Origin of the sequence: Duganella sp. HH101 (genome assembly GCF_001758795.1) — a bacterium.
In the GTDB taxonomy this organism is placed as follows: Bacteria; Pseudomonadota; Gammaproteobacteria; order Burkholderiales; family Burkholderiaceae_D; genus Rugamonas; species Rugamonas rivuli.
This window is the reverse complement of the sequence record NZ_LRON01000021.1, coordinates 30,263-44,468: the sequence shown is the minus strand read 5'-3', so window position 1 is coordinate 44,468 and position 14,206 is coordinate 30,263. Positions and strand designations below refer to the sequence as shown.

Below are 14,206 nucleotides of genomic sequence, written 5' to 3'. Positions count from 1 at the left end.
GAAATATAAGTACAATGAATTTATTTAGACTATTCATTCATATTTTTGATGAAAATCGACATACTCGGCGTGCAGGCTTTTGTCGCGATTGCGGACTTCGGCGGATTTCAAAAAGCAGCGGAGACGCTGCATGTGACGCAGACCGCCGTTACGCAGCGCCTGCGCAACCTGGAAGATTTCCTGGGTGTGATGCTGATCGAGCGCACCACCCGTTCCATTGCGCTGACCAGCATCGGCGAGGACTTCCTGCCGCAGGCGCGGCGTCTGCTGCAAGAGCTGTCATCGACCTTGAGCGAGATCCGCGAGACGGGCAAGGCCCAGCGCGGCGACGTCGCGCTGGCCTGCGTGCCGACGGTGGGCATACAGTATCTGCCGCAGATCATCCAGGCCTACTCGGCGCGCTTCCCCGACAACCGCATCAAGATCCTCGACCACGCCTCGTCGCGCGTGGCGGAGGCGGTGCAGCGGCGCGAAGCGGAATTCGGCATCGGCCTGGGGGGCAGCATGCATCCCGACCTGGTGTCGGAGCCGCTGCTGGAGGATCAGTTCGTGCTGGTGTGCCGCGACGATCATCCGCTGGCGAAGCGGCGCTCGCTGACGTGGACGCAGATCCAACCCTACCCGCTGATCTTCTCGGGAGACGTCAACGGCAACCGCGCGCTGTTGGACAGCTACCTGGGCGATAAGAGCGCGGACCTGAACCTGCAGTTCCAGTACGACGTGCAGCGCAGCGCGACCGCGGTGGGCCTGGTGGCCTCCGGCATCGCCGCCGCCATCGTGCCACGGCTGGCGATCCTCAAGGGCAGCTATCCGCGCCTGCGCATCATCACGCTGAAGGAGCCGACCATCTCGCGCCAGCTGGTGCTCATCACCCGCAAGGCCGGCCACCTGTCGCCGGCCGCGCAGGCGCTGTACGACATGATCAAAACGGGGCGCTGATCCCGTACTCGCGGAACTTGGCCGACATCGTACGGCGCTCCTGCTCCTCGGCCTCGCGCTGCGCCGGCTCTTTGCTAGTGATTTCGGCCGGCATGCGGCCGGCGGCGGTTTCGAACTGTCCGCGTGCCTCCTCGCGACGGCCCAGCGCCTCGTAGGCCAGGCCGCGCTGGAAGTAGGCCGGCGCGTAGCTCGGCTGCGACTGCAAGCCCAGCGACAGCGCCTGCACGGCCTCGTCATACCGCTTGGTGGCGTTGAACGTCAGGCCCAGGTGGTACTGCACCATCATCGACGGTTTGCTGAACAGCACCCGGTTCAATTCTTCGGCCTTGCGCAGGATGCGCATGCTTTCGCCGTACTTGCCATCCTTGCGCGTCTGCGCGGCGTAGTTGATGTAGCGGTAGAACACGCGTGTCTGCCGCTTCTTGACCATCTCGCGCAAGTCGGACAGGTAGCGGCTGGTGTCGTCGCCCGCGTGGGCGGCGCAATCGTCGTAGGCGCGCGCGCCGCGCTTGCCCCAGCTGGTGTAGACGCGACGCTCGCCGATGCGGTTCAGCAGGCCGGCCATGGTCGCGTAGTCGCCGGCCTGGCAGGCGAAGTAGGCGTAGGCGTTCAGGTTCCACGGATCGGGATAGCGGTCCACCAGCGTGTCGAAGCTGGTCTTCATTTCGCTCCAGTCGGCGAGGCTGTTCTCGAACAGCTTGTCGTCGTAGGCCATCTGGCTCATGTACCAGTAGACGCGGGCGTACATCGCTTCCGAATCGCCGGTGCGCACGGACATCGCGCTGCGGGCGATGTCATCCACCGCATCCGGCGCGCTGGCCCACATCTCGGTGGAGAAGAAGGCGGCGGTGAAGTAGGTCTCGTGATAGTTGGGGAATTCCTTGCGGGCGTCGGCCACGGTGTTCATCACGCCGAGGAAGCTGTAGTGGTCCGTGTACGGCAGCACTTGCAGCAGCGCCTTGTAGAACTCGGGATCGCGCTCCTTCAGCATCGGCTTTTCAAGCGTGTTGATGATGCCCATCGCCTCGCGCGTGGCGGACAGCATGCGCTCGATGTCCGCCTTGGGTACGTCCTTGTAGTTGGCCGTGCCACGGAAGGCGGTGCCGCGCGCGAGCAGCACGTAGGTGTGATAGATGCGCGCCGCACTCGATTTGGGGAACTGCTTTTCCCAGGCCTTGGCTTCGTTCTCGATGCGGGTCCAGTAGTCCATGTCGCGCGTGGCCTGCGGACGCCAGCGCAGCTGGTTGTAGAAGATCGCCAGCTTCCACACGCCGCTGCCGGTGCGCTGCTGCGGGTCCAGCAAGCGCTTGCGCAGCGCCTCCAGACTCTTGTAGTCGTTTTTGTTCAGATAGCCCTGCACTTCGGCGATCAATGCGTTACGGGCTTTCAGCTCCTCACTCTCCGGCGCCGATGGCGCGGGGGCAGGAACGGCGGCGGCAGGCGCCGTCGCCTTGGCGCCCTCCATGGCCTTAGCCACGGCCAGCTGCAGGCGCCCCGCTTCCGGCCCGGCAGGGCGCGACTTGTCGAGCCGCTCGCCCCACTCATCGCCGCCGACAGGCCGCTGTGACGACACGCCATCCACGTACACGCTGACGTAGCCGAAGTAATTGAGCAGCAACGGCTTGCCGGGGCCGAAGTAATCCTTCTCGACCACCAGCCCGTCGCCGCTCGGCGGCCACGGATCGCTCATGTGCAGCACATCGCGGATCGCCGTCTCCACGCGCGCCGGGTCGAGCTTTTTGCATTCATCGTTCAAACGCTTGGGATGGAAGCTACACACCTGCGCGGTATTGCGCGTCTTGATGAACCACTGGGCGATGGCGTCGCCGGCGTGGCCGTCGGGCTGCTCGATCAGCATCGACGCCTCGATCGGCCCGCCCGCGTACTCCGCCAGCTTTTGATGGATGGGCCGCTGCGGATGCTGCTGCGGCCAGACCCGCATGAATTCACGTTCGGCGATCGGATGGTCGCGCAGTGCGGATTGATAGCTCAAGTCCCACGGCAGTTCGGCGCCATGCGCGGCGCAGCAGGCCAGCAGACCGGCCAATAATTTGTACGACATAAAAAAATCCCCCAAGGCGTAAGCGCTGGGGGATTCTACTATCGATTCAATAACGTTGTTTAAACAACAGCGCCATCGGTTTCGTCTTTTTCCTTGATCGGCTTGATCAGGTCTTCACGCTTCACGCCCAGCCACATGGCCACTGCGGCGGCCACGAACACCGACGAGTAAATACCGAAGCAGATACCGATGGTCAGCGCGATGGCGAAGTAGTGCAGCGTAGGACCGCCCAGGAACAGCATCGACAGCACCATCATCTGCGTGCAGCCGTGGGTGATGATGGTACGCGAGATGGTCGAGGTGATCGCGTTGTCGATCACTTCATGCACCGACGCCTTGCGCTGCTTGCGGAAGTTTTCGCGGATACGGTCGAAGATAACCACCGATTCGTTGACCGAGTAACCCAACACCGCCAGCACCGCCGCCAGCACCGTCAGCGAGAACTCCCACTGGAAGAAGGCGAAGAAGCCGAGGATGATGACCACGTCGTGCAAGTTGGCGATGATCGCCGCCACGGCGAATTTCCATTCGAAGCGCACGGCCAGGTAGATCATCACGCCGATGATCACCATCACCAGTGCGTTCAAGCCGTTCTGCGCCAGTTCGTCGCCGACCTGCGGGCCGACGAATTCGACTTTTTGCAGCGACACCGTTTCAACGCCGGCAGCGTCCGTGCAAGCGGATTTGACCACGTGCTCGCCCTTGGCGCTAACGGCGTCGATCTGCTTGGTGGCGCCCTGCTCGGCCGCGCACAGCGTGTTGAACACCAGCAGCGACGCATCCTTCGAAGTGACCGACTTGATCACCGGCAGGCGCAGCATGACGTCATGCGCGGTGCCGAAGCTGGTCACTTCCGGCTGCTCGTAGCCGATCTTCTCCAGCGAGTGACGGATCTGCTCCAGCTTTGCAGGCTGCTGGTACTTCAGCTCCATCACGGTGCCGCCGGTGAACTCCACCGACAAGTGCAAGCCTTTGTGGACCAGGAAGAACACGGCCGCGACGAAGGTCAACGCGGAAATCACGTTGAACACCAGCGCGTGGCGCATGAACGGTATGTCTTTTTTGATGCGGAAAAATTCCATGTGAACCCCTGAGTTATTTCAGACCCGGTACCCAAACGGTACCGATGGCGATCGATTGCAGCTTCTTCTTGCGGCCGTACCAGAGGTTGACCACACCGCGCGAGATGAACACGGCGGAGAACATCGAGGTCAGAATGCCCAGGCAGTGCACCACGGCGAAGCCGCGGATAGGACCGGAACCGAACACCCACAGGGCGATACCGACGATCAGCGTGGTCACGTTGGAGTCGATGATGGTGGCCCATGCGCGGTCGAAGCCGGCCGCGATGGCCGCCTGCGGCGTGGCGCCGGAACGCAGCTCTTCGCGGATACGTTCGTTAATCAGCACGTTGGCGTCAATCGCCATACCCAGCGCCAGCGCGATAGCGGCGATACCAGGCAGGGTCAGGGTCGCCTGCATCAGCGACAGCAATGCCAGCAGCAGCAACAGGTTGCAGGCCAGGGCCAGCACGCTGAAGAAGCCGAACATCATGTAGTAGGCGATCATGAAGATGGCGATGGCGGCGAAGCCGTACATCGTCGAATGCAGACCCTTGTTGATGTTCTCTGCGCCCAGTTGCGGGCCGATGGTGCGTTCTTCGATCACGTCCATTGGTGCGGACAGCGCGCCGGAGCGCAGCAGCAGCGCCAGCTCGGAGGAATTCTCCGCGTTGCCCATGCCGGTGATCTGGAAGCGGCTACCCAGTTCGCTCTGGATGGTGGCGACCGACAGCACTTCCGGCTTGCCTTTTTCGAACAGCACGATGGCCATCTTCTTGCCCACGCGTTCGCGGGTGGCGTCGCGCATCTTGCGGCCGCCGTCGCCATTCAGGTCGATGCTGACCGCTGGCTGCTGGTTCTGGTCGTAGGTGGCGGTGGCGCTGGAGATGTAGTCGCCGCTCAGTACCACGTCCTTGGTCAGCACGACAGGAACAGCCTTGCCGACGGTGAACAGCTCCGAGTTGAATGGAATCGCCGCCGTCATTTCGGTGCCCGGCGTGATGGTCTCGTCGACCATGCGGATTTCCAGCGTCGCGGTGCGGCCGATCACGGCGCGCGCGCGCGCCACGTCCTGCACGCCCGGCAGCTGGACCACGATGCGGTCAGGGCCTTGCTGCTGGATGATAGGCTCGGCCACGCCCAGCTCATTGACGCGCTTGGACAGCGTGGAGATGTTCTGCTTGACGCCGTCGTCGATGGTTTGCTTGAGCGCGACCGGCTTCAGGCTGATGGTGGTCTTCAGCGCATCGCCTTCGCCGGCGTCGACGAACATCAGGTCGGTCATCTGGCCTTGCAGCACGTCCTTGGCCTTCTGGCGGGTGGCGTCGTCGCGGAATTTGATTTCAATGGTGTCGCCCACGCGGTCGATGCCGGCGTGGCGCACGTTCTTGTCGCGCAGCAGGCTGCGCGATGCTGCCTGGATGCCTTGCACGCGCTTGGTCAGCACGGCCTTGGTATCGACTTGCATCAGGAAGTGCACACCACCGCGCAAGTCGAGGCCGAGGTACATCGGCAGCGCATGCAGGGCTTGCATCCATTTAGGCGTATCTTTTTGCAGGTTCAGCGCGACCAGGTAGGTCGGATCGGCCGGATCGGCGTTCAAGCCTTTTTCCAACACCGACTTGGCGCGGAACTGGGTGTCCGGATCGGCGAAGCGGGCGCGCACGGAAGCGTAGGTGCCGGTGCCGTCGAAGGCGATGCCGTTGTAGGCGATGTTGGCGCCCTTGAGCACCGCTTCCACCTTGGCGCTCATTTCGGACGACATCTTGACGGTCGATTTGCCGCTCGTGACTTGAACCGCAGGCGATTCACCGTAGTAGTTGGGCGCGGTGTACAGCGCGCCCAGCAGGACGGCGACTACGATCAGTATGTATTTCCAGAGAGGATAGCGATTCATATTGTTCAACGTTCAGTGTTAGGCGTCGGATGCAATACGGCCCGCGCAGTGCGGGCCGGGCCAAGGCCGAGGCCAGATTACAGCGCCTTCAGCGTGCCCTTAGGCAGCAGCATGGTGACGGAGTTCTTCTGCACCGTCAGTTCGGCGCCGCTGGAGATTTCCAGAGTCACGTACAGGTCGGTCACTTTGGAGACCTTGCCCAGCACGCCGCCGGCGGTGACGACTTCGTCGCCCTTGGCCAGCGCTTCCATCATGGCCTTCTGTTCTTTGGCGCGCTTCTGCTGAGGACGGATCATCAGGAAGTACATCGCGACGAACATCAGGATCAGCGGCAGGAAGCTGCCGAGGTTGCCGCCCAGGCCGAGTGCGTCGAGTGGGGAAGCCGATTGGGCGTAAGCGTTGGAAATGAACACAGGTGACTCCGATAATAGTTTGAAAAAATAGCGCTGTATTCTAGCACTGGCCGGAAGGCGCTAGGTCTTCCGGCTATGTGGGTGGCATAAATCTTTTTACAAGACTTACAACACTTTTAGTTATTCTTAGACGCCGCGCGCCCGGTCGGCGTGGAATTGCAGGGTCCAGGCGTGGAAGCGGTCCTCATCCAGGGCCTCGCGCATCTGGCGCATGATGTCCAGGTAGTAGTGCAGGTTATGGATGGTGTTCAGGCGCGCGCCGAGGATTTCCTGGGTGCGGTTCAGGTGATGCAGGTAGGCGCGCGAGAAGTTGCGGCAAGCATAGCAGGAGCAGGTGCTGTCCAGCGGTTCCTTGTCTTCCTTGTAACGGGCGTTCTTGATTTTCACGTCGCCGAAGCGGGTGAAGATCCAGCCGTTGCGGGCGTTACGGGTCGGCATCACGCAGTCGAACATGTCGACGCCGTTGGACACGCCGTTGACCAGGTCTTCCGGCGTGCCCACGCCCATCAGGTAGTGCGGCTTGTTGGCCGGCATTTTCGGGCCGACGTGGGCCAGGATGCGCATCATGTCTTCCTTCGGCTCGCCGACGGACAGGCCGCCGATGGCCAGGCCGGGGAAGTCGATCTCTTCCAGCTTGGCCAGCGATTCGTCGCGCAGGTTCTCGAACATGCCGCCCTGGACGATGCCGAACAGCGCGTTCGGGTTTTCGCCGCGGTGGAATTCATCCATCGATCGTTGCGCCCAGCGCAAGGACATGCGCATGGATTTTGCCGCCTCATCAAGAGTTGCCGGGCGGTTATCGATTTCATAAGGCGTGCATTCGTCGAACTGCATGACGATGTCGGAGTTCAGCACGCGCTGGATCTGCATCGACACTTCCGGGGACAGGAACAGCTTGTCGCCGTTGATCGGCGAATTGAAGTGCACGCCCTCTTCGGTGATCTTGCGCATCGCGCCCAGCGAAAACACCTGGAAACCGCCGGAATCGGTCAGGATGGGCTTGTCCCAGCCCATGAAGTCGTGCAGGCCGCCGAACTTGGCCATGACGTCATTGCCCGGGCGCAGCCACAGGTGGAAGGTATTGCCCAGGATGATCTGGGCGTCGATTTCCTTCAGCTCCAGCGGCGACATCGCCTTGACCGAGCCGTAGGTGCCGACCGGCATGAAGATCGGGGTCTGGACCACGCCGTGGTTCAGTTTGACTTCGCCGCGGCGGGCCTTGGTCAGACCGCTGCTATCGGTCTTGTGCAGTTTAAATTCCAGCATATTGTTCCTTATTTTGCTCGTGCTTGCGTCGTCAGCAGCATGGCGTCGCCATAGCTGAAGAAACGGTATTCGTTGGCGATCGCGTGGGCGTAGGCCTTGCGGATCTCTTCAAAACCGGCGAAGGCCGACACCAGCATCAGCAGGGTCGACTTCGGCAGGTGGAAATTGGTGATCAGACGCGTGACCGTCTTGAACTGGTAGCCGGGCGTTATAAACAACGCGGTGTCGGCGCTGCCCGCCTCCAGCTGGCCGCTCTGCGAGGCCGATTCCAGCGCGCGCAGGCTGGTGGTGCCGACCGCCACCACGTCGCGGCCGGCGGCGCGGGTGGCGCGCACGGCGTCCACGGTTTCCTGCGGCATGGTGTACCACTCGGTGTGCATCTTGTGCTCGGCCAGCACCTCGGCGCGCACCGGCTGGAAGGTGCCGGCGCCCACGTGCAGCGTGACGTAGGCGAAGTTGACGCCCTTGGCCTTGAGCTCGGCCAGCAGCTTCTCGTCGAAGTGCAGGCCGGCGGTCGGCGCGGCCACCGCGCCCGGCACCTTGTTGAACACCGTCTGGTAGCGGTTTTCGTCGAAGGAGTCGGCGTCGTGCTCGATGTAGGGCGGCAGCGGCAGGCGGCCGTGGGCTTCGATCAGGTCGAACACGTCGGCGTCGAAATGCAGGGTGTAGAACTCGCCGGCGCGCTCGCCGACGGTAACGTCGAAGGCGTCGGCCAGGCGGATCTTGACGCCGGGGCCGGGCGACTTGGAGGCGCGCACCTGGGCCAGCACGGTGCGGTTGTCCAGCACGCGCTCGACCAGCGCCTCGATCTTGCCGCCGCTTTCCTTGACGCCGAAGAAGCGCGCCTTCAGCACGCGGGTATCGTTCATCACCAGCAGGTCGCCGGCCTGCAGCAGGCCGACGATGTCGGCGAACTGGCGGTCGATGATCTGCGCGCCGTCCAGGTGCAGCAGGCGGGAAGCGCTGCGGTCTGGCAGCGGGAATTGCGCAATACGCTCTTGCGGCAAGTTAAAATCGAAATCGGAAAGCGAATACATGGGCGGACTTCTGGAAACTGTTGAAGAAAATTCGGGTAGGCCCGATGGCGGTGCAAGTCGTACAATACCGGCGTTGCTTTGCTGCGGCCAACCCTCTATTTTACGCTAGTGCCCGAAAAACGCTCCAATATGCCTGTTTCAACCTCCAAACCCGTCAAAAAGACAGTCAGCCCGGAAGCCAAGCTGGCCAAGCTGGGCCTGCACACCGATATGGACCTGGTGCTGCACCTGCCCATGCGCTACGAGGACGAGACCCAGGTCATCACCATCGAAGAGGCCCGCCTGCACGGCGGCGAGACCTCGCAGGTCGAGGGCGTGGTGGTCAAGAACGAGATCACCTACAAGCCGCGCAAGCAGCTGCTGGTGCACATCGCCGACGAGAGCGGCGATTTGCAACTGCGCTTCATGAACTTCTACGGCAGCCAGGTCAAGCAGCTGGCCGAGGGCACGCGGGTGCGCGCGCGCGGCGAACTGAAACACGGCTTCTTCGGCGCCGAGATGGTGCACCCGGCGTACAAGGTGGTCAACGAGGGCGCGCCGCTGCCGACTTCCCTGACGCCGGTGTATCCGTCGGGCGAAGGCCTGTCGCAGCCGATACTGCGGCGTGCCATCGGCGATGCCATGAAGCGGGTCGACTGGACCGATACGCTGCCGGCCGATCTGCGCGCCGCGATGCAGCTGTCCGATTTCGAACCGGCCGTGAAGCTGCTGCACTACCCGCCGCAGCAGGTGGACGAGCATGCGCTGGCCGACCGCTCGCATCCGGCGTGGACGCGCATGAAGTTCGACGAGCTGCTGGCGCAGCAGCTGTCGCTCAAGCGCGCGCAGCGGGCGCGCCGTTCCAAGGGCGCGGCGGCGCTGAAGACGGTGGGCCAGTTGTCCGAACGCTTCCAGGCCGCGCTGCCGTTCAAGCTGACGGGCGCGCAGCAGCGCGTGCTGAACGAAATCCGCGCCGACCTGCGCCATCCGTATCCGATGCAGCGGCTGCTGCAGGGCGACGTCGGCAGCGGCAAGACCGTGGTGTCGGCGCTGGCGGCCGCGCAGGCGATCGACAGCGGCTTCCAGGCCGCGCTGATGGCGCCCACCGAAATCCTCGCCGACCAGCACTTCCGCAAGATCGCCGCGTGGATGGAGCCCTTGGGCGTCAAGGTCGCGTGGCTGACGGGAAGCCTGAAGAAAAAAGACAAGCTGGCCGCGTATGCGCTGATCGAGTCGGGCGAGGCGCAGCTGGTGATCGGCACACACGCGCTGATCCAGGAGGCGGTGAACTTCGCCAACCTGGGGCTGGTGATCGTCGACGAACAGCACCGCTTCGGCGTCGGCCAGCGCCTGACACTGCGCAACAAGGGCGTTGAAGGCGCGATCCCGCACCAGCTGATGATGTCGGCCACGCCGATTCCGCGCACGCTGGCGATGACCTACTACGCCGACCTTGAAGTATCGGTGATCGATGAGCTGCCGCCAGGCCGCAGCCCCATCGTCACGCGCGCCGTCGACCAGAACCGGCGCGATGAAGTGATCGAGCGTGTGCATGCGGCGGCGCTGGAAGGACGGCAGATCTACTGGGTCTGCCCGCTGATCGAGGAATCGGAAGCGCTGCAACTGCAAACCGCCACCGACACCCACGCGCTGCTGGCCGAGGCCCTGCCGGACCTGAACGTAGGCCTGGTGCACGGCCGCCTCAAGCCCGCCGAAAAGCAGGTGGTGATGGACGCCTTCAGCGCCAACGAGATGCAGGTGCTGGTCGCGACCACGGTGATCGAAGTTGGCGTGGACGTGCCGAATGCGTCGCTGATGGTGATCGAGCATGCGGAGCGCTTCGGCCTGTCGCAGCTGCACCAGTTGCGCGGACGGGTGGGACGGGGCACGGCGGCCTCGGTGTGCCTGCTGCTGTATCAAAGCCCGCTGGGCGGCGTCGCCAAGCAGCGCCTGATGACGATGCGCGAAACCACCGACGGCTTCGAGATCGCTCGGCGCGACCTGGAGATACGCGGCCCCGGCGAATTCCTCGGCGCCCGTCAATCGGGCCAGGCGATGCTGCGCTTCGCCGACCTGGAAACGGACGGCTGGCTGGTCGACCAGGCACGCGACGTCGCCCACGACCTGCTGCACGCCGACACCCCAGAAAAAGCCGCCACCGTCGAAGCCCACCTGGCCCGCTGGCTCGGCGGCCGCGAGGAATTCCTCAAAGTCTAGTTGGGGTCAAGTCTGACATTTGGACACGGCCTCTGCCGTAGCGACTGCTACGGCAGAGGCCGTGTCCAAATGTCAGACTTGACCCCAATGTTAGAAACAGAGGTAGATGCGGTTGGCGAGGTCCAGCATGAAGTCCGGCGTCAGATAGGCCATGAACACCAGCGCCAGCACCACGACGCCAGCCGCGCGGAGCAGCCAGGTTTTCATGGCTATGCAGCTTTCAGCTCGCCCCGCTCCAGGGCGCGCTCGTTGATCGGCAGGTTGATCAAGCCGGCCATCACGCTCAGTCCAATCGCGATGCCCCACACGATGTCGTAGCTGCCCAGCTTCGCAAACAGGTAGCCAGCCAGCCACACGCCAATGAAGCTGCCCACCTGGTGCGAGAAGAACACCACACCCGCCAGCATCGACATGTGCTTGACGCCGAAGATGCCGGCGATGATGCCGTTCGTCAGCGGCACCGTCGACAGCCAGATGAAGCCTATCGCCGCCGCGAACACGTACACCGAGTACGGCGTCAACGGCGCCAGCAGGAACAGGCCGATGACCACGGCGCGCGTGAAGTAAATCGACGACAGCAGGTAGCGTTTGGGGAAGCGTCCACCCAGCTTGCCCGCGTAGTACGAGCCGAAGATGTTGAACAAGCCTATCAGCGCCAGCGCCAGCACCGCCACGCCCGGACTGGCGATGCCCTTGTCCTTCAAGTACGCCGGCATGTGCACGCCGATGAACACCAGCTGGAAGCCGCACACGAAATAGCCCGCCACCAGGAACAGGAAGGAACGGTTGCCCACAGCCTCGCCCATCGCCTCGCGCACGCTTTGCTGGGGACCGCTATGCTCCACCGCCGGCTCGCGCAGGTGGAAGGACATCGGCACCATCAGCAGCACTACCAAGCCAGCCAGCAAATAAAAGGCATTCTGCCAGCCGACTGCGGAGATCAGCTGCTGCTCGACCGGCATCATCAGGAACTGGCCGAAGGAGCTGGCCGCACCGGAAATGCCGAACGCCCACGAGCGTTTTTCCATCGGCGCCACGCGGCCGATGATGCCGCTGACCGCGCCGAACGCGGTGCACGCCAGCCCCAGTCCGATGAAGACGCCGGAGCCGATCACGAACAAGGTAGGCTGCGTCACCAGCGCCATCCACACCAAGCCCGCCATGTAGCTGACCGCGCCCACCAGCACCACGCGCATGGTGCCGTAGCGGTCCGCCGCCATGCCGGCGAACGGGCCGAACGCGCCCCACAACAGGTTCTGCAAAGCCAACGCCAGCGAATAGGTTTCACGCGTCCAGCCGTTGGCTTGCGAGATCGGCTGCATCCAGAAGCCGAAGCCGTGGCGCACGCCCATTGCCAGCGTCAGGACGACGCCGCTGGCCAGCAGAACGGTTTTAAGAGAGGGAGCGCGGGTGGCGACGAACATGATAGGGTCCCGATTGTGGAAACGACATCTGTCGATTCTAACCAGTTCCCGCAACCCGCGCTTGCGGTGCTCAATTATCGGCGCTGTATGTCAGGCCGATCTGTGCGCGGATATCGTCCAGCGTGCCCATGATGGACAGCGTTTCCTCATGCGGCATCACAGGGCTTTCGATCAGGCCGGCGCGGATGCAACGCCCCACTTCCTGCGCCTCGTGCGTGTAGCCGTTGCCGCTGCGCGGCAGGTTGATGGTGCGCTCGCTGCGAGAGGCGCCGTCCACCAGCGTGACGGTGATGATCTCGGTGTTGTGGAAGCGGTCGTGCAGGCGCACGAAGCCCTTGGTGCCGGAAATCGTCAGCTCGGTCGGCGTGCGCGAACGCAAGCTGCATGCGCACGACGATACGCCGCCATCCTTGTGCATCAGCGTGAACGCGGTCTGCATGTCGACGCCGGTGGCGGCCATCTCCGCCTGCGCCTTCACGCCCGTGACCGGGCCAAGGAAGAACGACGCCATCGACAGCGGATAGATGCCCAGGTCCAGCAGCGCGCCGCCGCCCAGCTCCGGCGCGAACAGGCGGTGCTCCGGTCCCGCATCCGAAGTAAAGCCGAAATCCGCGCTGACATTCGCCGGCACGCCGATCTCGCCGCTGTCGACGATGCGCTTGGCCTCCACCACGGCCGGCATGAAGCGCGTCCACATCGCCTCCATGACGAACAGCTTCTTCTGGCGCGCCAGCTTGATGATGTCCTCGGCTTGGCGGCGGTTCATGGTGAACGACTTCTCAACCAGCACGCCCTTGCCGCCGTGGAGGCACATCAGCGCGTTCTCATGGTGCATGGGGTGCGGCGTGCCGATGTAGATGACGTCGACCTCGGGATCGTCGGCCAGCGCCTGGTAGCTGCAGTGGAAGCGCTCAGCGCCGTATTCGATGCCGAACTTGGTAGCGCTATCTACACTGCGCGAAGCAACGGCGGCCAGCTTGGCGCCGGGCGTGTCCTGCAAGGCGGTGGCGAAAGCCTTGGCGATCTTGCCGGTGCCGAGTATCCCCCAACGAATTACCTGCGTCATGGTGTGCTCTTTCTGCCGCGTCGGCGGCGAAGTCGGTGAAAAATCTATTTTACCGCCGGTGCGCGCTTGGGGCGGAACACCGTTGCGTCGTCGTAGAAGGCGTCGTCCTGCTCCGGCCACCAGCCCGGCACGCCCAACGCCTGCATCGGCATGAAGCCGGCGGTGCTGAGGCCATGCTCGGCCAGCTCCTGCGCCACCTTGGCGTCGATCCAGTGGCGGCGGGCGTCGTGGTCCATGGCGAAGAAATCGTCGCCCGCCACCACCACTCGCGTGTGCGCGGTGATCGCCTTACGCGGCGCGACCAGCTTCTCCATCAGCGCGTGGCCAAACAGCCAGACCTGCGCCTCCGGCCCGAAGCTGGCGCGCTGTTCGACGAAGGCCGCGCGCCATTGATGGTCGCGCAAGGCGGCGGTCAGGGCGTGGCCGGCGGCGCTGTCGCGCACCACCAGCAGCGCGGCGTTTTCGTCGAAGATGGTGGCGCCGTCGCGCGCGGGTCCGCGCGATTTGCCGACGCCATCCAGCGCGATCTGCGCCGCCTGCAAGGCGTTCAGCTGCACTTTGATGCGCGGGAAGCTAAGCCATACCAGGCCGTTGAAGAAGTCGTGCAGATTGTCGCGCGTGGGCACGCAGCCGGTAGCGCCGATGAAGGCTTCGTAGGCGGTGCCGTCAGGCAGGGACTCCTGCGGCACGAAGGAGATCGGCAAATCCAGGTGATTGCGCAAGCCAAGTGCCACGGCGCGCGCATTGAACGTGTCCATGAAGGGCACGTCCGCAGACAGCTGGCCGGCCGCGGCGCGTATCGAGTCGTACCAGGGACGCGGCCAGTCTATCGCTTGCAGCACTGC

11 protein-coding genes are annotated in these 14,206 nt (G+C 63.7%); 2 read left to right on the top strand and 9 right to left on the bottom strand.

What is annotated here, in order from left to right; all coding sequences use genetic code 11:
* The first annotated feature begins 48 nt into the window (after positions 1-48).
* Positions 49-939, top strand: a complete 891-nt coding sequence (locus DUGA2_RS25760) for a LysR family transcriptional regulator (protein WP_070272274.1) — start codon at positions 49-51, stop codon at positions 937-939.
* Here the strand turns inward: DUGA2_RS25760 and DUGA2_RS25755 are convergent.
* From DUGA2_RS25755 to queA, 6 genes are all read right to left on the bottom strand, one after another.
* Positions 923-3,001: a tetratricopeptide repeat protein gene (locus DUGA2_RS25755; protein ID WP_070272273.1), complete on the bottom strand. Its 2,079-nt coding sequence runs from the start codon at positions 2,999-3,001 to the stop codon at positions 923-925. The two genes, DUGA2_RS25760 and DUGA2_RS25755, sit on opposite strands and share 17 nt — an antisense overlap.
* Before the next feature lie 59 nt (positions 3,002-3,060).
* Positions 3,061-4,083 (bottom strand): protein translocase subunit SecF, encoded by a 1,023-nt coding sequence (gene secF / locus DUGA2_RS25750; protein ID WP_070272272.1) that lies wholly within the window; start codon positions 4,081-4,083, stop codon positions 3,061-3,063.
* 13 nt (positions 4,084-4,096) lie between these two features.
* The gene (secD, locus tag DUGA2_RS25745; RefSeq protein WP_070272271.1) at positions 4,097-5,959 is read right to left on the bottom strand and encodes a protein translocase subunit SecD; all 1,863 of its coding nucleotides are present in this window, start codon (positions 5,957-5,959) and stop codon (positions 4,097-4,099) included.
* Between the two features lie 77 nt (positions 5,960-6,036).
* Positions 6,037-6,372, bottom strand: a complete 336-nt coding sequence (yajC, locus tag DUGA2_RS25740) for a preprotein translocase subunit YajC (protein ID WP_008452975.1) — start codon at positions 6,370-6,372, stop codon at positions 6,037-6,039.
* Positions 6,373-6,498: 126 nt separating this feature from the next.
* A complete protein-coding gene (gene tgt / locus DUGA2_RS25735) occupies positions 6,499-7,638 on the bottom strand; it encodes a tRNA guanosine(34) transglycosylase Tgt (RefSeq protein WP_008452978.1) in 1,140 nt (379 codons plus the stop codon).
* Positions 7,639-7,646: 8 nt separating this feature from the next.
* A complete protein-coding gene (queA, locus tag DUGA2_RS25730) occupies positions 7,647-8,675 on the bottom strand; it encodes a tRNA preQ1(34) S-adenosylmethionine ribosyltransferase-isomerase QueA (RefSeq protein ID WP_070272270.1) in 1,029 nt (342 codons plus the stop codon).
* 129 nt (positions 8,676-8,804) lie between these two features.
* Here queA and recG point away from each other — a divergent pair, with 129 nt between their 5' ends.
* Positions 8,805-10,871, top strand: a complete 2,067-nt coding sequence (recG, locus tag DUGA2_RS25725) for an ATP-dependent DNA helicase RecG (RefSeq protein WP_070272269.1) — start codon at positions 8,805-8,807, stop codon at positions 10,869-10,871.
* A gap of 209 nt (positions 10,872-11,080) precedes the next feature.
* Here the strand turns inward: recG and DUGA2_RS25720 are convergent, their stop codons facing one another.
* From DUGA2_RS25720 to DUGA2_RS25710, 3 genes are all read right to left on the bottom strand, one after another.
* Positions 11,081-12,295, bottom strand: coding sequence for an MFS transporter (locus tag DUGA2_RS25720; protein ID WP_070272268.1), 1,215 nt, complete (start codon positions 12,293-12,295; stop codon positions 11,081-11,083).
* 70 nt (positions 12,296-12,365) lie between these two features.
* Positions 12,366-13,361 carry a Gfo/Idh/MocA family protein gene (locus DUGA2_RS25715; protein WP_070272267.1) on the bottom strand — a complete coding sequence of 332 codons (996 nt, stop codon included), beginning with the start codon at positions 13,359-13,361 and terminating at the stop codon, positions 12,366-12,368.
* Between the two features lie 44 nt (positions 13,362-13,405).
* Positions 13,406-14,203: a DUF3025 domain-containing protein gene (locus DUGA2_RS25710; protein ID WP_070272266.1), complete on the bottom strand. Its 798-nt coding sequence runs from the start codon at positions 14,201-14,203 to the stop codon at positions 13,406-13,408.
* Positions 14,204-14,206 lie beyond the last annotated feature (3 nt).

What these genes read in the sequence shown, in the direction of transcription:
- DUGA2_RS25755 (WP_070272273.1), bottom strand. Translation starts at nt 3,001, where the DNA reads ATGTCGTACAAATTATTGGCCGGTCTGCTGGCCTGCTGCGCCGCGCAT.
- DUGA2_RS25720 (WP_070272268.1), bottom strand. Translation starts at nt 12,295, where the DNA reads ATGTTCGTCGCCACCCGCGCTCCCTCTCTTAAAACCGTTCTGCTGGCC.
- secD (WP_070272271.1), bottom strand. Translation starts at nt 5,959, where the DNA reads ATGAATCGCTATCCTCTCTGGAAATACATACTGATCGTAGTCGCCGTC.
- tgt (WP_008452978.1), bottom strand. Translation starts at nt 7,638, where the DNA reads ATGCTGGAATTTAAACTGCACAAGACCGATAGCAGCGGTCTGACCAAG.
- queA (WP_070272270.1), bottom strand. Translation starts at nt 8,675, where the DNA reads ATGTATTCGCTTTCCGATTTCGATTTTAACTTGCCGCAAGAGCGTATT.
- DUGA2_RS25760 (WP_070272274.1), top strand. Translation starts at nt 49, where the DNA reads ATGAAAATCGACATACTCGGCGTGCAGGCTTTTGTCGCGATTGCGGAC.
- secF (WP_070272272.1), bottom strand. Translation starts at nt 4,083, where the DNA reads ATGGAATTTTTCCGCATCAAAAAAGACATACCGTTCATGCGCCACGCG.
- recG (WP_070272269.1), top strand. Translation starts at nt 8,805, where the DNA reads ATGCCTGTTTCAACCTCCAAACCCGTCAAAAAGACAGTCAGCCCGGAA.
- DUGA2_RS25715 (WP_070272267.1), bottom strand. Translation starts at nt 13,361, where the DNA reads ATGACGCAGGTAATTCGTTGGGGGATACTCGGCACCGGCAAGATCGCC.